Genomic DNA, 22,845 nt, shown 5'->3' with positions numbered 1-22,845 from the left:
TTCAATGAAACCATTTTTCAATCTTTCCCGTACCGCGCGCCGCGGCGGGAGCCTGCGTCGCAATGCGTTGGTCTTGACGGCGCTGCTGGCGGTGGCGACTGCAGCTGTGGCCGCCTATCCTGAATTTCCGGTCAAGCTGGTGGTCGGATTTCCGCCCGGCGGCGGTGGTGACCTTTACGGCCGGCTGATCGCCAATGCCATGGGCAAGACCCTGGGGCAGACGGTGGTTGTCGAGAACCGCGGAGGGGCCGGCGGCAACATCGCCGCGGATCTGGTGGCCAAGGCCAAGCCGGACGGCTACACCATCCTGCTCGCGATGAGCGGCAATCTGGCCGTGGCGCCGGCCCTGAAAGCGACCACGATCCCGTACAAGGTGCCCGACGACTTCGAGGCGATCGGTCTGATTCTTGAGGCACCGCACGGCTTGTTCGTTGCCGCCAATTCGAAATACGACGCCGCAAAAACCCTCCTTGAGGCGGCAAGGACGCAAAAGCTCAGCTTTGCCTCGACCGGCACTGGCGCCGCCGCCCATATCGGCATGGAAATGGTCAAGCAGCGTGCCGGCGTGGACATCCTGCACGTGCCCTACAAAGGGTCGGGGCCAGCCATCACCGACATGATCGGAGGCCAGGTAGACATGTTTTTTGCGACGGCGCCGCCCTTGGTCGGCCAGGTCAGGCAGGGCCAACTGCGCTTGCTCGCAACGACCGGTGAGAAACGCAATCCGGTGTTGCCGCAGGTGCCGACTTTCAAGGAGCTGGGTGTGAATGTCGTTGCGACGCAATGGTACGGCCTGGTCGCACCCGCCGGAACGCCGCCAGCCATAGTCAAGCACCTCTCCGAGCACCTCAGCCGCGCGCTGGCCACGCCTGAAGTGCAACAGGCCATCCGCAAGGACGCCGCGATGGAAAGAAACCTGCCCATGGCTGACTTCAAGCGCTACATCCTCGAGGATATTGCCCGTTACCGCGACGCTGCAACGCCCGCGCTGATGAAGGAAATATCCCAGTAACTGCTGCAATCAATTAAAGACCCGCAACCATGAATTACGAAACCCTGATTTCAGTCGATGAGCTCGCCCGCGCCATCGCCGGCCCCGACGCCGCAGCCCTGCTGGTGCTCGACTGCAGCTTCGATCTGAGCGACCTGCAGGCCGGTCAGCGCACCTACGACGCCGGCCATCTTCCGGGCGCCTGCTACGTGCATCTGGAAAACACATTGAGCGCGCCCAAGAACGGCCGCAACGGCCGCCACCCACTGCCCGACCGCGCGGCCTTTGCCGCTGCCATGGCCGCGCTCGGGGCGAACGACACCACGCAGTTCGTCATTTATGACAATGCGGGTGGCATGTACGCCGCCCGTTTGTGGTGGATGCTGCGCTGGGTCGGCCACAGCGCCGCTGCCGTCTTGGACGGCGGGCTGGCGGCCTGGCAGGCTACCGGTCAGGCCGTGACGTCTGACGGCGCTGCGCAGCGTCCCCCGGGCCACTTTAGCCTGCGTCCTTCGCGTGTTGCCACGCTGTCCTACGACGACTTGCGCGCCAATCTGGACAGCGCTGCCCGCTTGGTGCTGGACGCGCGCGCGCCGGACCGCTTCCGCGGCGAGAACGAGACGTTGGACCCCATTGGCGGCCACATTCCCGGTGCCCGCAACCGGCTGTTCCGCGACAACCTGGGCGCTGACGGACGATTCAAGCCTGCGGCCAGCCTGCTCAGCGAGTTCCAGGCACTCACCGGCGGGCGCGCCGCAATCGAACTGGTCAGCCAGTGTGGATCAGGCGTCACGGCCTGTCACAACCTGCTGGCCCTGGAAGTCGCAGGTCTGCGGGGCGCTGCGCTGTACCCCGGCTCCTGGAGTGAGTGGTGCGCCCAGCCCGGCGCGCCAATCGCCACCGGCGCGGCCGACTGACGTTGCAGCGCAGCCCTTGCCCGCGCCCGCCGATAGCGCCATTTACCTTGCCATGAAAAACGAATCCCACAACCCCCTGGTGCCAGAAGCCAGCATGCAGCCCCACAGCGCCCACTGGGGGGTGTTCTCGGCCGCATGGCGTGACGGCAAGCTATCCGTCAAGCCGCACCCGAACGATCCAGACCCCAATCCGTTGATTGAAAATTTTCCGGACGCGCTGCATCACCGCGCGCGCATCACGACACCGATGGTGCGGCGCGGCTGGCTGGAGCGCGGACCTGGCCCCGACGCCAGGCGCGGGGTGGAGACATTCGTGCCGATGGCCTGGAGCGAGGTTTTGGACCGACTGGCCGCCGAGTTGCGCCGGGTGAAGGAACAGCACGGCGCCGAGGCCGTGTTCGGCGGCTCCTACGGCTGGTCGAGTGCGGGGCGATTTCACCATGCGCAGAGCCAGGTGCACCGCTTCCTCAACACCACGCTGGGCGGCTATGTCCGGTCAGTCAACAGCTACAGCGCCGGCGCGTCGGCGGTGATCCTTCCGCACATCCTGGGTTCCTTGGACGACGTCGCGCGGCGCAACGTGACCTGGGAGCAGGTGGTCGAGCACACCGCCGTGGTGCTGGCGTTTGGCGGTATGGCGCTGAAGAACTCGCGAGTCGCCAGCGGCGGCATCAGCCGGCACGTCGAGCGTGAATCGATGCGGCTGGCGGCGGCACGCGGCTGCCGCTTCATCTCGGTAAGCCCGCTGCGCACCGATCTACCGTCTGAAGCCGAGGCCGAATGGCTCGCAGCCATTCCGGGGAGCGACACGGCGCTGATGCTCGGCCTGCTGCACGTGCTGGTCACGCATGGCCTGCACGACCGCGATTTCCTCGCCCACTACTGCGAGGGCTGGCCGGAGTTCGAAGACTACCTGATGGGCCGCAGTGACGGCATGCCCAAGACGGCGGACTGGGCTGCGGGCATCACCGGACTGCCAGAGCGCGTTATCTCGGAACTCGCCCGCGCGCTACCCGGCAAACGCGTGCTGGTGGTGGTGGCCCACTCGCTGCAACGCGCCGAGCACGGCGAGCAGCCGGTGTGGATGGCCGCGGTGCTCGCGGCAGCCTTGGGTCAGCTCGGCCTGCCCGGCGGCGGCTATAACTATGCTTTGGGCACGCTGGCGCACTACGGCAAGCGCGTCAATGCCGTTCCGTCCGCCGCGTTACCGCAGGGCGTCAACGGGGTGAAAGCGTTCATCCCGGTCGCGCGCATCGCCGACATGCTGCTGCACCCCGGCGAGCCCTTTGACTACAACGGCCAACGCCAGGCCTATCCGCACATCCGGCTGGCTTATTGGGCCGGTGGCAACCCCTTTCACCACCACCAGGACCTGAGCCGCCTGACCGAAGCCATTTGCCGGCTGGACACCTTTGTCGTGCACGAGAGCGCCTGGACCGCCACCGCGCGCCATGCCGACATCGTGCTGCCCTGCACGATGACGCTGGAGCGCGAGGACATTGGTGCCGCGCCGACCGACCCGCTGATGGTGGCCATGCACCGCATCGTCGAGCCGCATGGTCTGGCGCGCGACGATTACGACATCTTTGCCGAACTGGCCGGCCGGATGGGTACGCGCAAGGCCTTCACGGAGGGGCGCAGTAGCGGCGAATGGCTGCGCCATCTGTATGAGAAGACGCGAGCCGGCCTTGAAGCCAAAGGGCTGGAAGCGCCGGACTTCGAGACCTTCTGGGCCCGGGGCGAGATCGTGCTGCCACAGCAGACGGACGACGGTGGCATCCTGCGGGCCTTCCGCGACGACCCCGTCGGGTACCCGCTGCCCACGCCCAGCGGCAAGGTGCAAATCACGTCAACGGCGATTGCCGGCTTCGGCTACGCCGACTGTCCCGGCCACCCGGCCTGGTTGGAACCTACCGATGGCCCCACCGCTGCCCATCCGCTGTTCCTGGTTGCCAACCAGCCGGCAACCCGCTTGCACAGTCAGCTGGACTTCGGCGGTCACAGCGCCAGCCAGAAACGCCGGGGCCGCGAAGTGTGCCGCCTGCATCCCGCCGATGCCGCGGCGCGCGGCATCATCGAGGGCGACATCGTGCGTGTATACAACGCCCGCGGCGCCTGCCTGGCCAGCGTCGCGCTGACGCAAGACGTGATGCCGGGCGTGGTGCAACTGCCGACCGGTGCCTGGTACGACCCTGGCACGGACGCGCGAGGACGTCCGCTTTGCGTACATGGCAATCCCAACGTGCTGACGCGGGATCAGGGTACCTCGATGCTGTCACAGGGTTGCGCCGGTCAACTGACCGCAGTCGAGGTGGAGCGCTTTGATGAAGCATTGCCGCCCATTCGTGCTTTTGAACCACCCCTGGTCAACGTTGAATGCGATGACCACGCCTGATCCGAGACCTGTCGCAGGTGCCCCGCACGCACATGGAAGAACTTGTGGAATTGGACTAAGCGGCCCGTGGCTATCACTTGCGTTGGTAATATGATAGTCGTCGCCTGTAACCTACAAAATCACACCATGCAAAAACTGCAATCATTCAAAGCCCGTACCGGTGAACCGCTGGGCGCGCCCCTGATGGCCTGTACACCTGAACAAGTCGACGCCGCCGCTGAAGCCGCCGCGCAAGCTTTTGTCAGCTGGTCCGCCAGCAATGGCGCCACGCGCGCGGCCCTGCTGCGCGGCCTGGCTGCTGCGCTCGAATCAGACCGGGAAGACCTGGTCGCCCTCGCCGATGAAGAAACCGCCCTCGGCCCGGTGCGCCTGAATGGAGAACTCGACCGCACCGCCTTCCAGTTGCGCCGCTTCGCCGACATTGCCGAGCGCGGTGTACCTTTCGCCTTCACCGACGACCCGGCCGTGCCCGGCGCGCCGCCGGTGGGCCACCCGGCCATGGTGCGCCAACGCGTGCCGCTGGGTCCGGTCGCCATGTTCTCGGCCAGCAACTTTCCGTTTGCCTTCTCGGTGCTGGGCGGTGACACCGCCTCGGCGCTGGCTGCCGGCTGTCCGGTAGTCGTCAAGGCCCATTCAGGGCATTTGGTGCTGTCCAACCGCGTGGCAGGTCTGATTCCTCGGGTGCTCAAAAGCCAGGGCCTGCCGGCCGGTCTGATCAGCATGATTCAGGGCAGCGGCACCGATGTCGGCGTACGCCTGATCCGCCACCCGGCCATTGCGGCCGGCGCCTTCACCGGATCCACACGCGGTGGCGCGGCGCTGCAGGCCGAGGCCAATGGCCGACCACGTCCGATCCCGTTCTATGGCGAACTCGGCTCGACCAACCCGGTCGTGGCCCTGCCCGCCATTCTTGCGACCAAAGGCGCTGAGCTCGCCGCCACGCTGGCCGGCTCGATCGCGCAGGGCTGTGGCCAGTTCTGCACCAGCCCCGGCGTGATTGTGCTGATCGACAGCCCGCAAGACAAGGCCACCAACGACGCCTTCGTGCAGCAACTGACCACAGCACTGAGCGCGCAAAACCCGCACGCCATGCTGACCCCCGGCATGCGCCAGGCGTTTGACGCCGGTGTGGTTCATATGACGGCGGCGGGTGCCCACCCGCTGGTGAAAGAAGCCGGCAACGCCGAAGCACCCCGCCCCTTCCTGGCGCAGGTGAACGCGGTGAGCTTCATCGCCAAGAGCGCACTGCGCGAAGAGCTGTTCGGCCCGTCCAGCCTGATCGTGCGTGCCGAGTCGGTGGCGGAGGCGCTTGACGTGCTCCAGGCCGTCGGCGGCAGCCTGACCGTGACGCTATGGGGCGCAGAGACTGAAAGCAATGACACCCGCGCGTTGGCGCGCGGTGCCATGAACATTGCCGGGCGTGTGCTGTTTGCCGGCGTGCCCACCGGCGTCGCCGTCACGGCGGCGCAGCAGCACGGCGGACCGTGGCCATCGTCCACCCAGCCCATGACCACCTCGGTGGGCGACGCCGCGCTGGACCGCTTCTTGCGCCCGGTTTGCCTGCAGGACGCACCGGCCTGGCTGCTGGCACGTCAAGGACAACCGTGCTGACCCTGGCCTTGGCCCCGTAGAGGGGCCTGCTCTCAGATCGATAAATCCAGACTGCGGCGGACCGGTTAGCACGACGTAACTTGCGAAAGCGCAACTTCATGAACTGAGTGACTTGGCCTAATGCCAAGCTCTAGCAGCTAACACCGCGCAGTCTCCCAAAGTGCAAGTGATCAGAGGTGATCACCGACGCCAAAGTCGGCGCGGACCAGCCAGGCTGAAACCTCGTTCTTGCGCTTGACGGAGGATTTATTGATGGGTACAGGGCTAAATTCGGCAGCCGCGGTCACCGCGCCCAAGAGCATTCCGATCGCGGCGCCAATGAGCCTGCCAGATGCCGGCCGGCTGTTGTGGTTGTGTCTTCAACTGGGACTGGTATTGCTGGTAATCTACCAGTTTCAGCTTGAAAGCCGCACATTTTTCAACGTCATGGCGCTGGGATTCGCCGGCTTTGTTGTTCACGCGCTGCTGCCGCTACCCCATCGCCTGCCTTTTTTTGCCGGCCTGTCGCTGGCTGCGATCGTGCTGGCTTTCGGACCGCTCGACGGGGGCTGGCTGATATTGCTGGGCCTGGTGCTGATTGGCATCTGCCACCTGCCTTGGCGGCTGAGCCTGCGCATAGGGCTGCTAGCGCTGACTGCGGGCCTGTTTGCGCTGTGGCGGCTGCAGATATTGCCGGGACCCTGGTCGGTGGCCATCTGGCCCATCCTCGGCTCGATGTTCATGTTTCGGCTGGCGGTGTATCTGTACGCACTGAAGCACGACGAGACACGGCCGACACCGGCACGCACGCTGGCTTATTTTTTCATGCTGCCCAACGTCTGCTTTCCTCTGTTTCCGGTGGTCGATTACTCGACAATGCGCCGCACTTATTACGATCGCGAAGCGCAAGCCATTTACGAAACGGGTCTGAAGTGGATCGTGCGCGGCCTGGTGCAATTGATCCTGTACCGCATCGTCTATGTCCACCTGGCTGGCGACGCCATGGAACTAAACAGCCTGGGCGACCTGGTGCAGTTTCTGTTGGCGACCTTTCTGCTCTACCTGCGCGTGTCGGGACAGTTCCATCTGATCACAGGCGTGTTGCATCTGTTCGGTTTTCGCCTGCCTGAAACGCATCACCTGTATTTTCTGGCGGCGAGTTTCACCGACTTCTGGCGCCGCATCAATATCTATTGGAAAGACTTCATGATGAAGCTCGTGTATTACCCGAGCTTCTTTAGATTGAAGCGCTACGGCCCGAATGTGGCGCTGATCGGCGCCACCGTGATCGTCTTCCTGGGCACCTGGTTGCTGCACTCCTACCAGTGGTTCTGGTTGCGCGGCGGCTTTCCGCTGGCGCCGCAGGACGGCTTGTTCTGGGGGGTGCTCGGCGCGCTTGTCGTGATGGGCGCCCTGGGCGAAATGAAACGCGCGCGGCCGCGCAAGCTTGCCCGCGACACGCGCTGGAGCGCTTCGCTCGCGCTGCGCACCGCCGGCACCTTCACGGCGATCTGTGTGCTGTGGTCGCTCTGGAGCGCCGAGTCGATCAGCGCCTGGTTATTGATGTGGAGCGCCGCGGCCCACACCTCGGTGCATGAACTGGCCGTACTCGGCGCCCTGTTGCTGATCGGTCTGGGCATTGCCGGCAAGCCGTGGCCGGCGGCCGAGAACCAGGCCGCCGCAGCACCCCAACGTATCGTGAACCTGGCGCCAACGCTGCTCCTGGTCGTCATCCTCGCCCTCGGCTGGAAGGCCTGGTATGCACCACAAGCACCGGCTCTGGCCTCGGCGGTTGCGTCAGTCCAGCGCAGCACCCTCAATGCGCGCGACGCCGCACTGCAACACAAGGGCTACTACGAAAATCTCGACAACAGCAGCCGCCTGAGCGCGCAGTTGTGGGATCTCAGCACGCAGAAGCCCGCGCACTGGCTGCACCTGGGCGGCACCCCGGCCTTCCATGTGCGCAGCGATTTCCTGGGTGGCGAGCTGCAGCCGAACACCAGCATCGTTTTCATGGACCAGCCCTTCAGCACCAACGCCCTGGGCATGCGCGACCGGCCGCGCTCGCTGGCCAAGCCGGCCGGCGTCTACCGCATCGCCGTGCTCGGCCCCTCGCATGTGATGGGTTCGGGCGTGGCCGACGCCGACACCTTCACGCGCCTGCTTGAAGAGCGGCTGAACCGGGCCGCCGACCGCAGTCGCGATGGCGCACGGCGCTACGAGGTGTTGAACTTCGGCGTTGCCGCGTACGCGCTGACGCAGCAGCTCGCACAACTCGAAGACCGTGTCCTGAAGTTCGCCCCCGACGCGGTTTTTTTCGTCGACAGCCCCCGGCTGGCAGCCCCTACGGTGCAGCACCTGCTGCAAAGCGTCGCCCACAGGCGTGAAATCCCTTCGCCACGACTGCAGCGTCTGATGCAGGACACGGGTGTAGCGGCGCTCGGACGCGACGGCATACCCGTCTTGTTCGATACCGGCCGGGTCGTGATGGAAGAGCTGGGACTGAAGACCCGCATGCCGTGGACCGAGGCCGATTGGCGGCTGCGTCGTTCGGCCAATCGCGCGGTCCGGGCCAGCTTCGAGCAGATGGCCGATCGGGTTCGCAGCCAGGGTGCGGTACCGGTCTTCGTTGGTCTGGACAACGTGGCCGAGCCGCCACCGCAGCCGGTGGTGGCGCTCGGTGACGCGGCCGCGGCCGGACTGCTGGTGTTCGACCTGTTCGACCTCTGGCAGGGGCGCGACGCCACAGCGCTGCGCATCGCCTCGTGGGACAACCACCCGAACCGAGCCGGCAACCAGTTGGTGGCGGAGCGACTTCAGCAGCTGATCGAGCAGCACGCCAGTGCGTTGCGGCTCACGCCCGCAGCTACCCCGTCAAACCCGGCGGTGCCGGCCGCGCAGCGCTGAGGCCGAAGCGCGTACGGGAATCCGAATCACCCACTTTCATCACAACCAAAGGCCCATGCATGAGCGCAGACATCAAAGCCACCATCAAAGAATTCATCCTGAAGGAGTTCCTGCCCGGTGAAGACCCGAACGAACTGAGGGACGACACGCCGCTAATCACCGGCGGCGTGCTCGACTCGATCGCCACCTTGCGGCTCGTGTTGTTCCTCGAAGAACGGTTCGGCGTCACCTTGCAGGCGCACGAGACCGACCCGGAATATCTCGACACCCTCAGCGCCATCGCCGCCTTGGTGGCGTCGAAGCAGGCATGAAAGGCGCCATCACCATGGAGACGCAACAAGCTTTGCACCAGGGCTTTGTAGCAGCGGCCCAGCGCTACCCCGGGCACACCGCGGTGATCGAGCCGGGGTTCGGCCAGCTCAGCTATGCCGAGCTGGCAGAGCTGTCCGACCGCGTGCGCGACCGACTGCATGCCAGCGGCGTACGCTCCGGTGACCGCGTCGGCCTGTACATGCGCAAGTCCATCGACGCGGTGGCCACGCTGTACGGCATTCTCAAGGCCGGTGCGGCCTATGTGCCGGTGGATCCGGCGGCACCGGTGGCGCGCTGTGCCTACATCCTGCACAACTGCGGCGTCAAGCTGGCGCTGGTAGAGCAGCGTTTCGAGACCCGTTTGACGGCCGAGAGCGAGGCTTTGGGCGGCGTGCCCGCGTTGCTGCTGCTGGAGTCGGTCGGCGGTGGCGTCGGCCTGCGCCAGGCGCTGGACCAGGCCGATGCACGCCAGCCAGCCCCGGTGGTCGCCAGCGTTGAGAGTGCCGCGCAGGACCTGGCCTACATCCTCTACACCTCGGGCTCCACCGGCAAGCCCAAGGGTGTGATGCTGACGCACGAAAACGCCGTCAGCTTCGTCGACTGGTGCGCGGAGGTGTTCGAGCCCCTGACGAGCGATCGATTCTCGTCGCACGCACCGCTGCACTTCGACCTGTCCATCCTCGATATTCACCTGCCGCTCAAGCACGGCGCCGCGCTGGTGCTGATCGCCGAGGAGGCGGGCAAAGACCCGCTGCGACTGGCGCCGCTGATCGCCGAGCAGCGCATCACCTGCTGGTATTCGGCGCCGTCGATCCTGAGCCTGTTGGCGCAATACGGCAACCTGGCCCAGCAAGACCTGTCAGCCTTGCGCATGGTGCTGTTCGCCGGCGAGGTGTTCCCGGTGCGCCATCTGCGCACCCTGACCGAGTTGCTGCCGATGCCACGCTACTTCAACCTGTACGGCCCAACCGAGACCAATGTCTGCACCTGGTACGAGTTGGCGCTACCGGTGCCACCGGAGCGCAGCGTGCCGTTCCCGATCGGCAAGGTCTGCTCGCACCTGCGTGCCAAGGTCGTCGACGAGCATGGCCACGAGGTGGCGCCCGGCGGCGAGGGTGAACTCTGCATCAGCGGGTCCGGCGTGATGCAGGGCTACTGGGCGCTGCCGGAACAAAGCAAATCCGCCTTTTTGACGCGCGACTACAACGGTGACCAGGGTGTGCGCTGGTACCGCACCGGCGACATCGTGGTTGAGGCCGAGGACGGCAACTACACCTATCTCGGCCGGCGCGACCGCATGGTCAAGCGCCGCGGTTACCGCGTCGAACTGGGCGAGATCGAGGCCGGCCTATACCGCCATGGCGCGATCAAGGAAGCTGCGGTGGTGGCACTGGCCGACGAAGAAGGCGTGCGTATCAAGGCCGTGCTCAGCTGCCGCGAGGCCAAGCGGCCGTCGATGATCGAGATGAAGCGCTTCTGCGCCGAGAACTTGCCTTTGTACATGGTGCCGGACCAGTTCATCTGGTGCGATTCGCTGCCCAAGACCTCGACCGACAAGGTCGACTACCAGCGGCTGAAGGAGATGAACTGATGGACTTCGCCTACACCGACGAGCAGAAGATGCTGCGCGACAGCATCGTCAAGTTTGCCCAGCGCGAGTTGAACGAGGGCGTGGACAACCGCGACCGCGACCAGGTGTTCTCGCGCGAGCTGTGGCGAAAATGCGCCGCCATCGGCATCCAGGGGCTGCCGGTGCCCGAGGCCTATGGCGGCAGCGGCGTCGACCCGCTGTCATGCGCGATTGCGCTGGAAGCCCTGGGCTACGGCTGCCGCGACGGCGGGCTGGTGTTCTCGCTGTCGGCGCATCTGCTGGCCTGCGTCGTGCCGGTCTGGCTGCACGCCAACGAAGCGCAGAAACAGCGCTACCTGCCGGGGCTGGTCGACGGCAGCCTGGTCGGCATGCACGCGATCACCGAACCGGGCTCGGGCTCTGACAGCTTTTCACTGCGCACCCGCGCCGAGCGCGACGGCGACGGCTGGTGCCTCAACGGCACCAAGACCTTCATCTCCAATGGCCCGGTCGGCGACGTGGCGATCGTGTTTGCGCTCACCGACGCCAAAAAGGGCTTCCACGGCGGCGTGACCGCTTTCCTGGTCGACAAGGCCACGCCGGGTTTTTCGGCCGGGCGCAAGTTCGAGAAGATGGGTCTGCGCACCTCGCCGGTCGGTGAACTGGTGTTTGACAACATGCGCGTGCCGGACGACGCGGTGCTCGGCAGTGTCGGCGGCGGCTCGGCCGTGTTCGCCACGGCGATGGACTGGGAGCGCATCCTGCTCGTCGCCGGCCATGTCGGCGCGATCGAGCGGCTGTTGGAAACCTCGATCACCTATGCGCGCACGCGCAGCCAGTTCGGCCAGCTGATCGGCAAGTTCCAGGCGGTGGCGCACAAGATCGCCGACATGAAGGTGCAATTGGAAGCGGCGCGCCTGCTCACCTACCGCTCGGCCTGGCGCCTGGGCCACCTCAGAAACGCATCGCTCGATGCCTCGATCACCAAGCTGTTTGTCAGCGAATCGCTGGTCAAGGTGGCGCTCGACACCGTGCAAATCCACGGCGGCTACGGCTATATGGTCGAATACGAAGTGGAACGGGCGCTGCGCGACGCCGTCGGCAGCACCATCTATTCGGGCACCTCGGAGATGCAGCGCAGCATCATCGCGCGCTGGCTTGGGCTGTAGGCCACACCAAGCCCGCCAGCCGGTCTGTGGATACCCGGCAAAAGCATTTGGATACGTTAAATCTCGTTTAGCAAGGCATCCAGTATCTTCTTTGTGATACCTTTTCGGCATGACTGAATCCATCCATCTGCGACACATTCACCATTTCCTGACGGTTAGCGAAGAACTCACATGATCATGCAGTCCAGGCGCTTGCCCAGCACCAGAACCTTGCAGTGCTTTCTCGCCGTTGCCCAGGAACTGAACTTCCGCAGCGCAGCAGAACTTCTGAACATGTCGCAGCCGCCCTTGTCACGCCAGATCCAGGGCCTTGAGGACTTGTTGAGGGTGCAGCTCTTCCAACGCGACACCAGCCAAGTGAGCTTGACGCCGGCGGGTGAAGCGTTCAAGAACGAGACGCACAAGTTCCTGATGGCGCTCGATGTTGCAGTCATGGGCGTTAAAGAGAACTTCCACGACAAGCACGAAAGCGCGAACATCGTGCGCATGGGTTTAACGAGCGTTATCGACTATTCATTGATCCCCAAACTCAATGACCTCATCAACGACCCTGACTTCGCCGGGGGACGCCCCGTGGTACGGGACTTGTCCAAAAACCTGGTCGAGCGCGTTCGCCGAGGCGAGTTGGATATCGCCATCGTGGGCGACATTGTCACGACGTCGGATGACATGGCGGTCGAGTCGGTCGGATGTGAGCCGATGATTGCCATCTTGCCTGAAAGCCACCCAGCCGCACGCAAGAAGGTGGTGGCATTCAGCGAACTTGGCGATTTGCCGCTGTTCTGGTTCGCGCGCATCGATAACCCCGCTTTCTACGACAAATGTGAGCGCACCTTCAAGGCCTATGGCTATGCGGCACCTCGGCGTCTGGAACCCAAAGATTTCACCACGCTGTTGGCTTGCGTCGCGGCAGGCGAAGGGGTGGCTCTCTGCCCGCAGTCGATGCAGGCCACCTCTCGCATTGGCGTTGCCTACCGGGCCCTTCCGGCGCAGCTGGCGAAGTTGTTGGCCATCGACGTGCAAATTATCTCGCGCGTCCAGGAAACGCGGCGCGCGGTCCTGGACAAGGTGGACACCATCCGCGCGGCGCTCGCAAGCGCAGGCGTGTAGCGGCGCCGACTTTCCACGGTCCGCTTCAGGCATTGATACCTTTCATGCCCTCGGCGGCGTAACGTGCGCCACGCACTTGCTCGGGAGCCATGGCTTGATCGAGCAGTTTCAAGTCCGCAGCCGTTAGCGCCAAGTCAAGCGCCCCCAGATTCTCCTGCAAGTAGGCCGATCGACGCGTGCCTGGGATCGGCACGATGTGTTGGCCCTGGGCCAGCAACCAGGCAAGCGCAACCTGCCCCGGTGTTGCCGCATGGGTTGCGGCAACAGCGCGCACCGTCTCCAACAAACCAAGATTGTGTGCCATGTTCTCCTCCTGAAACCTTGGGTTGGTGCGCCTGAAATCTCCCTCGGCCAAACTGGCTGTATCCGTCAGGCGGCCACTGAGAAAACCGCGCCCCAACGGCGAGTAGGCGACAAAACCGATGCCGAGCGCTTTGGTTGCCGGCAAGATATCTCGCTCAACGTCTCGGCTCCACAGCGAATACTCAGTCTGCAAGGCTGCCACCGGGTGTACCCGGTGCGCCCGCTCCAGCGTATTTGCGGACACTTCGCACAAACCTACATGCTCGATCTTGCCTTCCTTCACCAACTCGGCCAGGCATCCCATGGTGTCTTCGATGTCGACCGTCGGATCGACCCGGTGGATGTAATAAAGATCGATACGATCGACCCCGAGTCGCGTCAACGAAGCTTCGCAGCAGCGGCGGATGTATTCCGGCGTGTTGTTGATGCGCCGAAGCGAGGGCGTTTCGGCGGACCGTTCGATACCGCATTTGGTGGCGATCTTCAATTGCCCTGCCATGCGCGCGGCGCGCCGTGAGCGCACCAAGTCGCCGATCAGTAACTCGTTATGACCCTGGCCGTAGATATCGGCCGTATCGATGAAGGTAACCCCACGATCGGTAACTTCCTGCAGCAATGCCTTCGAGGCGGCGTCATCCGAGGGTCCATAAAACTCGCTCATTCCCATGGCCCCATACCCCATGGCGGACACGGCCAGGTTGTCGCCCAGCAGACGTACGGGCAAAGCTGGTCGAGTCGGTGCCTGTGTGTTGGTTTCAGTTTTCATGCTATTTCTCTCTTTTAAGGAAGCCGTGCTCTGGGCTGGGCACGCGCTTGAATCAAGGATGCGGAAAGATGGACATCAATCGCGCTTCGTAAATTGCGGGCCATTGACAGCGGTGATCGCCGCGCGATACGCCGTCAGTCCGTTCATGCAGGCTGGCACGCCGGCATAGACCGCCATTTGAATGACAATTTCCAGCAACTCCTGCCGGCTCACTCCGACATTCATGGCGCCACGCATGTGGAACTCCAGTTGCGATGGCGCGTTCCCCATGGCCGTAAGCGCGGCCACGGTCAACATCTCACGCGTTTTGAGGTCCAGCCCAGGGCGGCCAATCACGTCGGCGAAAGCATAGTCAGTGATCAGGCGTGGCAGGTCCGGGTCAAGTTCGGACAGTTTGGCCGTGACGCGCTCGGCCGTGTTGGGTTCAAGTGCGTCCATCAAGCTGCGACCCAGGCGGGTCTTATCGCTCATGAGCGAATCTTGCGTTTTCATTGCGACAGCCCTGGCTGCAAGGCCCGCACTGGCCGGCCGATACTCGCCACCACCAAAATCGACACGACACCACCCAGGCCAGCGACGACCATCACTGTGGAGAAGCCGCTGCTGCTCAATATCCATGCACCGACCATGGCGCCGGTGCCGATTGCGGCGTTGAAAATGGCGGCGTGGATAGCCGATGCCGGCATCGCAGCCGTGCCGGCCGTACGCAGGATCCACGTTTGAAAGCCGACAAAGATCGCCGAGATGGCAGCGCCCCACATCACCAACATGGCGGCAATCCCTGCCACGCCGAGGGTATCGCGCCAATACCCCAAGACAATCAGCGCAAGGCTCAGCATGCACAGCGCCAGCATCAGGAAGGAGCGCAGATAGCGATCAATAAAAACACCCGTGACGAAGTTGGCGGCCAGGCCGGCAGCGCCGAAACCAAACAGCAGGGCGATCACCAGCGACGACTGAACGCCGGGCGCTTCACGCAGGAAGGGCTCGATGAAAGTGAATGCCGCAAAATGGCTGGTGACAGCAAACGCCGTGGCCAAGTAAATGCCCCACAGTTCAGCCCTGCGCAACACCCCGGCGAGCGCTGCGCGACCGCCCCGCGCTTCTTCTTGTTTGAGACCGGGCAGGACTGGCACCATCACGAGCGCGACGACCAAGCTCAGCACACCGATTGCGCCAAAGGCCACACGCCAGCTGCTCTCTTGTCCGATGAACGTGGCCAGTGGAACGCCAAGCACGCTGGCCGCTGAGACCCCACCAAAGACAATCGATGTCGCCAGCCCGACATGACGCGGCGGCGCAATCTGTGCCGCCGAGGCGGCAATGACGGCCCAGAACAAACCGTGCGCGATGGCGCCGCATGCGCGCGCAGACAACAGCAAGCCGAAGCTGTCTGCCAGCATGGCAGCGCCGTTGGACAAGGCCAGGCACAACATCAATCCGATCAGCAGCGGCTTGCGCGGCAGCCGGCTCAGCGCGAACGCCGACAGCAGCGCGCTGAAGGCACCGATCCACGCATACAGGGTGACGGTGAGGCCGACAGTCGCTTCGCTACGCCCCATGTCTCGCGCGATGGACGACAACAGCCCGATCGGCGCCAACTCAGTGGTGACAATCGTGAAGGCGCCGATGCCCAGAAATACGATGGCCAGCCAGCCCCGCCAAAGGGGAAGGTCTGGTGCAGTGGCTGAAAGTGATGTGTGTTGAGTCATGTATATCTCTGCATTTATTCGTAAGTGAGTAGCGTTGTCACACGCGCAAATGGCCCCAGCCACGAGCCCCAGCCAGCATCGTCAGAAGTGCATCCAAAGACGAGCTGAGTTTGGAAGCAAAGCCGATTTTTTTGAATTGCTATTAGCGCAATACCTTTTAGGTATGAGTCGATCCGCTGTTGCGATCTATGTCGCATTAGCAAGGTCGTCAAGGCGTTGGGGTAGACGACCACTTTTGAGAAGCAGGGCAAGACTGCTGCCAAGCATCCCAATATCACGCCAAGTGCTTGTCAAAAAAGACAAACTAGTTAGTTGGCCAGGGGACCTTCAGATTGAACGTATCTGCGGCTACACATGCACGGTGTGGTAGCGATACATAGGATTACGGCAAAAATGGATTCAGAACAGCAGGGGGAACTGCAGTCCTTCCCCCTCGGCAAGCAGCCGAAGCGCATCCACTGTCCCCTGCGCCAACGGAACACCGGCTTCCATCGCCTCGCGCTGGCGCACCAGCGCCTGCTCACCCGGCAAACGCACGCGCGGCCCGCCCGGCAGTGGCGGGTTGGCGTGGCAGGCGTCCGCCAGCCAGCCGGTCTGGCGCGTGAAGGCGTCCAGCCCGGCAAAGGCATTGGGGTCGATCACCTGCAAAAAGATGCCGATGGTGGTGCCCACCGGCGCATCGGCGCGGCCATGGCCGGGCAAGCCCTGCGTGAGGGCTTCGGCCAGCAGCGCCATGCCGTAGCCCTTGTGGCCGTGGTCGAAACCACCGACCGGCAGCAAGGTGCCGCCGCCGCTGATGACCACCGCCGGGTCGTCGCTGGGTCGACCTTGCGCGTCCATCGCCCAGTTAGCCGGAAAGCGTTCTCCCCGCGCGGCCAGCTGGCGTGCACTGTTGAGCGTGGTGATGGAGGAACTGATGTCGAGCAGGATCGGCGCGCCAGTTGTGGGGATGCCGGCAGCGATCGGGTTCGGCGTGAACAGCGCCTGGGTGCCACCAAATGGTGCCACGCCGGCGGCGGCCGGGCCGGAATTGACCAATTGCACCAGCAAACCACGTTCGGTCAGGCGCGGCAGATAGGTGGCCAGGGCGCCGGTGTGGTGGCTGTTGGCGATGACCACCATCACCACGCCGTATTGCTCGATGCGTTCCAGCGCGGCGTCGATGGCCTGGTGAATCAGCCAGGCGCCGGGCAGGCGGTTGCCGTTCCAGGTGACGCAGGCACCGCGGTCATTCACCACAATTTTGTCGCCGGTGACGCTCATGACGCCGCTGCGCGCCGCTTCCAGGTACCAGGGTGCGAGCGCCAGGCCGTGGGTGCTGTGGCCCATGCTGTCGGCGGTGAGCAAGGCGTCGGTGACGCAGCGCGCTTTCTCCAGATCCATGCCGACGGCGACAAACAGCGCCTGCGTGACGCGCGCCAGTTCGGCCAGGGAAAAGCGCTGTGGCGAGGGCGATTGGGAGCTTGTCATGGGATTTAATTTACTATTAATTCAGTAGCTGCTTGCGCTTATTGGACGGGGTCTAGAGGCCAAAAAAGCTTAAACTTTTTATAAAAATCAGACCGGCAGCAATTTGCCTGGATTCATCAGCCCCTGCGGGTCCAGCGCCTGCTTGACGCGGCGCATCACCTCAATCTCCAGCGGCGTCTTGTACAGCGCCATTTCGTGCTTCTTGAGCTGGCCCAGGCCATGCTCGGCGCTGAACGAGCCCTGCAAACGGGCCACCACATCGAGCACGATGGCGTTCACGCGGTCCGACTCCCCCTGCCAGTCCGGTGTGCTCCAGCCTGGCGGGCGCGACACGTTGAAGTGCAGATTGCCGTCGCCCAGATGGCCGTAAACAACCGGGCGCACGCCCGTGTAGGCGGCGTGCAGCAAGGGCTGCACCTCCTCGATGAAGGCCGCCACGCTGGACACCGGCACGGCGATATCGTGCTTAATGTTGTGGCCGTCATGCTGCTGGGCTTCGCTGATGTTCTCGCGCACAGCCCAAAGTTCCTCGGCCTGCGCCACCGAGGTCGCCACCACCACGTCGTCGATCACGCCGGTTTCCAGCGCCTGCTCCAGCGCGGCCTGAAAGCTGGTATCCAGTGCCACCTGCGCACCGTCATCGGCGCCGGGGTCGGTGGCCTGCATCAGCACATGCCAGGGATGGGTCTCGGCAAACAAGGCGGGCGTGGCCGGAAAATACTGGCGCACCAGGCCTAAGCTGGCGTCGCTCATGAGTTCGAACGCGGTGAAGCGGTCGCCCAAGGCGCCGCGCATCAGCCCCAGCAACTGCAGCGCCTGCTGCGGTGTCTGGAACGCCGCAAACGCCACGGCGCTGGCGTGCGGTGCCGGAAACAGCTTGAGCACCGCCGCCGTGACGATGCCCAGCGTGCCTTCCGAGCCGATGAACAGGTGTTTGAGGTCGTAACCGGTGTTGTCCTTGCGCAGCGCGCGCAGCAAGTTCAGCACCTGGCCATCGGCCAGCACCACTTCCAGCCCCAGCACCAGGTCGCGCGTGTTGCCGTAGCGCAGCACCTGCACGCCACCGGCATTGGTAGCGATGTTGCCGCCGATCTGGCACGAGCCTTCGGCGCCTAGTGACAGGGGGAACAGACGGTCGTGTTCGGTCGCCAGTTCCTGCAGGGTCTGCAGCACGCAGCCGGCCTCCACCGTCATGGTGTTGTTCAGCGGGTCGATGTTGCGCACGCGGTTCAGCCGGCTCAGGCTCAGCACCACCTGCTGGCCGCTGCCGTCGGGCGTGGCGCCGCCGCACATGCCGGTGTTACCGCCTTGCGGCACGATGGCCACGCCGTGGATGGCGCAGAGTTTGACGGTCGCCGCCACCTGCGCCGTGTCGGCGGGTCGCAGCACCGCCAGCGGCACGCCGGTGAACTTGCCGCGCCAGTCGGTGGCGTAGGCGGCAAGGTCAACGGTCAGGACATTCGCCTCACCGAGCAGTGCGCGGGCCTCGGGGAGGAAGTCACTCATCACCCCGACGGCCTATTCGACCTTGATGCCAGCGGTCTTGATGACCTTGGTCCAGCGATCCAGTTCGCTCTTGACGAAGGCGGTGTAGTGCTTGGCGCCCGGTGTCGGGACCACAAAGCCCTGCGACTCCAGGCGTTGTTTGACGGCGGGCGATTTCAGCACCTGGACCATGGCTGCGTCGAGCTTGTCGATGATGGGCTGGGGCGTGCCCTTGAGCGCCGAGATGCCAGACCAGGACAAGGCCTCAAATCCCGGGTAGCCGGATTCAGCCACGGTCGGCACATCGGGATACAGGGAATTTCGCTGGGCGCTGGAGACCGCCAGGGCGCGCAGCTTGCCGGCCTTGACGTGCTGCAAGGCCACGTCCTGGTTGATGAACATCATGGGGATGGTGCCGCCCAGAATGTCTGTCATCATCGGGCCGCCGCCGCGGTAGGGGATGCCCAGCATGAAGATGCCGGCGGTCTGCTTGAACTGCTCCATCGCCATGTGGCCCGAGGCTGCGGGGGTGAAGCCGTAGTTGAGTTTGCCGGGGTTGACCTTGGCGTAGGCCACCAGATCCTTGAGCGTTTTGAACGGCGCATCCGGATGCACCACCAGCACATTCGGGCCGGAGTGGACCTGCGATATGTGGATGAAGTCCGTGATGGAGTTGTACTTGAGGTTGGGGTCCAGCCCGTGCGCCACGGCGTTCTGGCCGACACCGGTCTGGATCAAGGTATAGCCATCGGGCGCGGCCTTGGTGGCCCGTTCCGTGCCAATCACGCCACCCGCGCCGCCGATGTTTTCGACGATGAAAGGTTGCTTGAGGATCTTGCCCAGTTCCTCGGCCAACAAGCGACCCATCACGTCGCTGGTGCCGCCGGCCGGAAACGGCACGATGATCTTGACCGGTTTGTTGGGGTAATCGGCCTGGGCCGTAGCCACCAAAGGCAGCGCGGTGCCCAGGGCCGCGATGGCCGCCAAGGTGATGAGGTTTCTGCGAAGTTTCATGGTTTGTCTCCTGTTAAATAATTTGAATGAAAGGGGAAGTCAAAACGAAAGACAGGTCCCATCCCCTGCAACCCTCAGGTCACCGGTGCCGGATTGAACAGCACCAGCGCGTTGTGCAGTTTCCAGTGCTCGGCCCAGGTTTTTTTGCCACTGGCCACATCCAGCATCAGCTTGAAAAGTTCCCAGCCCACGTCTTCAATGCTGGCCTCGCCACTGGCGATGCGCCCGGCATTCACGTCCATCAGGTCGTGCCAGCGGCGCGCCAGATCGTTGCGCGTCGCGACCTTGATCACAGGGCATTCGGCCAGCCCATAAGGCGTGCCGCGGCCGGTGGTGAAGATGTGCAGATTCATGCCGGCCGCCAGCTGCAGCGTGCCGCAAATGAAATCGCTGGCCGGGGTGGCGGCGTAAACCAGGCCCGTCAGACCTTTTTGCTGGACCTTCTCGCCCGGCGACAGCACGCCGGAAATGGGCGCCGTGCCGGACTTGACGATGGAGCCCATCGCCTTCTCGACGATGTTCGACAAGCCACCCTTCTTGTTGCCCGGTGTGGTGTTGGCACTGCGGTCCACCATGCCTTTTTGCAGGTAGTTGTCGTACCAGGCCATCTCGCGGATCATGGCCGCGGCCACTTCGGGGGTGCTGGCGCGGGCCGTCAGCTGGTCGATGCCGTCGCGCACCTCGGTCACCTCGGAGAACATCACGGTAGCGCCGGCACGCACCAGCAAATCGGTGGCAAAGCCGACCGCCGGATTGGCCGTGACACCGGAGAAGGCATCGCTGCCGCCGCACTGCACGCCCACCACCAGCTCGGACGCGGGACAGGTCTCGCGCCGGCGCTGGTTCAGGCGTTCGAGGTGTGGTTGGGCCTGGCGCATGACCGAGTCGATCATGGACATGAAGCCGACATGGGCGTCGTCCTGCAGGCACACCACGTCCAGCTTTTCCTCCACGCCGCGCTGGTCGCTGATCGGAATCACGCCGGGCGGCAGCAGGCGCTCGGGTTGCAGTTTCTCGCAGCCCAGACTGACCACCATCACCTCGCCGCCAAAATTCGGGTTCAGGCTGATGTTGCGCAAGGTGCGAATCGGGATGATGGCGTCGGGCGCGTCAATCGCTACGCCGCAGCCGTAGGTGTGCTCCAGGCTCACCACATCATCGACATTCGGGTAGCGCGGCAGCAGTTCGGCCTTGATGCGTTGCACTGCAAAGTCCACCACCCCTGCCACGCACTGCACGGTGGTGGTGATGGCCAGAATGTTGCGACTGCCGACCGAGCCATCGGCATTGCGGTAGCCCTCAAAGGTGTAACCCTCCAACGGCGCCATGGCGGGCGGCTTCACGGTGGCCATCGGCAAACCGGTGAGCTCGCGCGCGTCCGGCATTTGCAGCAGGCGCTCATGCACCCAGGCCCCTGCCGGGATGGCGCGCAAGGTATGGCCTATCACCACGTTGTAGCGCCGCACAGGTGCACCGGCGGCCAGATCAAGCAGCGCGACTTTGTGGCCTTGCGGCACGGGCTCGACCAGCCTCAGGCCCGAGGCAAACATCGCCCCGGCGGGCAGGCCGCCGTCATTGACGACGATGGCCACGTTGTCCGCCTCGTGCATGCGGATGAAAAGAGGCTCAAGCACCGCGGCTTCTGACATGGTTTTTTCTCCTGGCAGTCAATGGCGATTTCAGGACAGCGTGTAGGCCGTTTTCACAATCGTGAAGAACTCCTGCGCATAGCGGCCCTGCTCGCGCGAACCATAGCTGGAACCTTTGCGCCCGCCAAAAGGCACGTGGTAGTCCACACCGGCGGTAGGCAGATTCACCATCACCATGCCCGCCTGGCTGTGGCGCTTGAAGTGGGTGGCGTACTTCAGCGAGGTGGTGGCGATACCGCTTGAGAGGCCAAACGGCGTGTTGTTGGACTCAGCCAGCGCCTCTTCATAGCCCTTGACGCGGATGATGCTGGCCACCGGGCCGAACACTTCTTCACGGTTGATGCGCATGCCCGCCGTGGTGTCGGTCAGCAGCGCCGGCGCCATGTAAAAGCCCTCGGTGCCACACGTCACGCGTTGACCGCCGGCGACCAGCACCGCACCTTCGGCCTGTCCGATGTCCACATAACTCAAGTCCTGCTCCAGCTGCGACAACGAGGACACCGGGCCGATGTCGATGCCGGCCTGCAGCGCATCACCGACCTTGAGGCCGGCCATGCGCGCCTTGACGGCTTCGACAAATTTGGTGTAGATGCCATCGGTCACGATCAGACGGCTCGATGCCGTGCAGCGCTGGCCGGTGGAGAAAAAGGCGCTTTGCACGCAGAGTTCAACTGCTTGCGCCAGGTCCGCATCGTCCAGAATGACTTGCGGGTTCTTGCCGCCCATCTCCAGCTGAACCTTCTTCAAATTGGCCGCACATTGCTGGGCAATGCGCCCACCCACGCCTTGCGAGCCGGTGAAGCTGATGCCATCCACGCCCGGGTGATTCACCAGCGGATCGCCAATCACGCTGCCGCGTCCCATGACCAGGTTGAACACGCCGGCGGGAATGCCCGAGCGGCTGATGATCTCGGCCAGCGCCCAGGCGCAACCCGGCACCAGGTCGGCCGGCTTGAACACCACACAGTTGCCGTAGGCCAGGGCCGGGGCAATCTTCCAGGCCGGAATGGCAATCGGGAAATTCCACGGCGTGATCAGGCCGATCACACCCAGCGGTTCACGCGTCACTTCCACACTAATGCCGGGGCGCACCGAGGGCACGATTTCACCGGCCAGGCGCAGGCATTCACCGGCGAAGAACTTGAAGATATTGCCGGCTCGCGTGGCCTCGCCAATGCCTTCGGGCTTGGTCTTGCCTTCTTCGCGCGCCAACAAGATACCCAGCTCTTCACGGCGGGCCAGGATCTCGCTGCCGATCTTGTCGAGCGCATCGGCCCGGGCCTGAATGCCGGAAGTGGACCAGGCCGGGAAAGCGGCGCGTGCGGCTTGCACGGCTTGGTCCAGCTGGGCAGCGCTGGCTTGCGTGTAGTCGCCAATCACGTCAGCCAGGTTGGACGGGTTGATGTTGGGCGTATAGGCGCCGCCGGCGACCCATTCGCCACCGATCAGGTTGTCGTACTTTTGTGTCATGTGCTGTCCTTGCGA

17 protein-coding genes are annotated in these 22,845 nt (G+C 64.1%); 9 read left to right on the top strand and 8 right to left on the bottom strand.

What is annotated here, in order from left to right:
* Positions 1-4 precede the first annotated feature (4 nt).
* From C5P05_RS24580 to C5P05_RS24540, 9 genes are all read left to right on the top strand, one after another.
* The gene (locus C5P05_RS24580; protein WP_114972492.1) at positions 5-1,012 is read left to right on the top strand and encodes a tripartite tricarboxylate transporter substrate binding protein; all 1,008 of its coding nucleotides are present in this window, start codon (positions 5-7) and stop codon (positions 1,010-1,012) included.
* Between the two features lie 29 nt (positions 1,013-1,041).
* Positions 1,042-1,908: a sulfurtransferase gene (locus tag C5P05_RS24575; RefSeq protein ID WP_114972491.1), complete on the top strand. Its 867-nt coding sequence runs from the start codon at positions 1,042-1,044 to the stop codon at positions 1,906-1,908.
* Between the two features lie 52 nt (positions 1,909-1,960).
* Positions 1,961-4,303: a molybdopterin-dependent oxidoreductase gene (locus C5P05_RS24570; protein ID WP_114972507.1), complete on the top strand. Its 2,343-nt coding sequence runs from the start codon at positions 1,961-1,963 to the stop codon at positions 4,301-4,303.
* A 126-nt stretch (positions 4,304-4,429) separates the two neighbouring features.
* Positions 4,430-5,914 carry an aldehyde dehydrogenase (NADP(+)) gene (locus C5P05_RS24565; protein WP_114972490.1) on the top strand — a complete coding sequence of 495 codons (1,485 nt, stop codon included), beginning with the start codon at positions 4,430-4,432 and terminating at the stop codon, positions 5,912-5,914.
* 252 nt (positions 5,915-6,166) lie between these two features.
* Positions 6,167-8,800, top strand: a complete 2,634-nt coding sequence (locus C5P05_RS24560; RefSeq protein WP_157979448.1) for a hypothetical protein — start codon at positions 6,167-6,169, stop codon at positions 8,798-8,800.
* A 59-nt stretch (positions 8,801-8,859) separates the two neighbouring features.
* Positions 8,860-9,111 carry an acyl carrier protein gene (locus C5P05_RS24555; RefSeq protein ID WP_114972488.1) on the top strand — a complete coding sequence of 84 codons (252 nt, stop codon included), beginning with the start codon at positions 8,860-8,862 and terminating at the stop codon, positions 9,109-9,111.
* Positions 9,108-10,703: an amino acid adenylation domain-containing protein gene (locus C5P05_RS24550; protein ID WP_114972487.1), complete on the top strand. Its 1,596-nt coding sequence runs from the start codon at positions 9,108-9,110 to the stop codon at positions 10,701-10,703. Before C5P05_RS24555 ends, C5P05_RS24550 begins: the two co-directional genes overlap by 4 nt.
* On the top strand, positions 10,703-11,851 hold the full coding sequence (locus tag C5P05_RS24545; protein WP_114972486.1) for an acyl-CoA dehydrogenase family protein: 1,149 nt from the start codon (positions 10,703-10,705) through the stop codon (positions 11,849-11,851). The genes C5P05_RS24550 and C5P05_RS24545 overlap by 1 nt, the downstream gene beginning before the upstream one ends.
* A gap of 171 nt (positions 11,852-12,022) precedes the next feature.
* Entirely contained in the window at positions 12,023-12,961 is a 939-nt protein-coding gene (locus C5P05_RS24540; RefSeq protein WP_114972485.1) for a LysR family transcriptional regulator, read from the top strand.
* Positions 12,962-12,986: 25 nt separating this feature from the next.
* Here the strand turns inward: C5P05_RS24540 and C5P05_RS24535 are convergent, their stop codons facing one another.
* From C5P05_RS24535 to C5P05_RS24500, 8 genes are all read right to left on the bottom strand, one after another.
* Positions 12,987-14,030, bottom strand: coding sequence for an aldo/keto reductase (locus C5P05_RS24535; RefSeq protein WP_114972484.1), 1,044 nt, complete (start codon positions 14,028-14,030; stop codon positions 12,987-12,989).
* 75 nt (positions 14,031-14,105) lie between these two features.
* Positions 14,106-14,501: a carboxymuconolactone decarboxylase family protein gene (locus C5P05_RS24530; protein WP_198674851.1), complete on the bottom strand. Its 396-nt coding sequence runs from the start codon at positions 14,499-14,501 to the stop codon at positions 14,106-14,108.
* A gap of 17 nt (positions 14,502-14,518) precedes the next feature.
* Entirely contained in the window at positions 14,519-15,742 is a 1,224-nt protein-coding gene (locus C5P05_RS24525; protein WP_114972482.1) for an MFS transporter, read from the bottom strand.
* 399 nt (positions 15,743-16,141) lie between these two features.
* The gene (locus tag C5P05_RS24520) at positions 16,142-17,212 is read right to left on the bottom strand and encodes an Ldh family oxidoreductase (RefSeq protein ID WP_114972481.1); all 1,071 of its coding nucleotides are present in this window, start codon (positions 17,210-17,212) and stop codon (positions 16,142-16,144) included.
* 87 nt (positions 17,213-17,299) lie between these two features.
* Positions 17,300-18,718 carry an FAD-binding oxidoreductase gene (locus C5P05_RS24515; protein ID WP_114972480.1) on the bottom strand — a complete coding sequence of 473 codons (1,419 nt, stop codon included), beginning with the start codon at positions 18,716-18,718 and terminating at the stop codon, positions 17,300-17,302.
* 12 nt (positions 18,719-18,730) lie between these two features.
* Positions 18,731-19,711, bottom strand: a complete 981-nt coding sequence (locus C5P05_RS24510) for a Bug family tripartite tricarboxylate transporter substrate binding protein (RefSeq protein ID WP_114972479.1) — start codon at positions 19,709-19,711, stop codon at positions 18,731-18,733.
* 74 nt (positions 19,712-19,785) lie between these two features.
* Positions 19,786-21,360 (bottom strand): galactarate dehydratase, encoded by a 1,575-nt coding sequence (gene garD, locus C5P05_RS24505; protein ID WP_114972478.1) that lies wholly within the window; start codon positions 21,358-21,360, stop codon positions 19,786-19,788.
* A gap of 30 nt (positions 21,361-21,390) precedes the next feature.
* Positions 21,391-22,830 (bottom strand): aldehyde dehydrogenase family protein, encoded by a 1,440-nt coding sequence (locus C5P05_RS24500; protein WP_114972477.1) that lies wholly within the window; start codon positions 22,828-22,830, stop codon positions 21,391-21,393.
* Positions 22,831-22,845: the final 15 nt, after the last annotated feature.

The sequence above is a fragment of the Rhodoferax ferrireducens genome, assembly GCF_003347515.1.
Lineage (GTDB): Bacteria > Pseudomonadota > Gammaproteobacteria > Burkholderiales > Burkholderiaceae_C > Rhodoferax.
The sequence above is the reverse complement of the archived record's forward strand: the minus strand, read 5'-3'. Positions and strand labels throughout refer to the sequence as shown.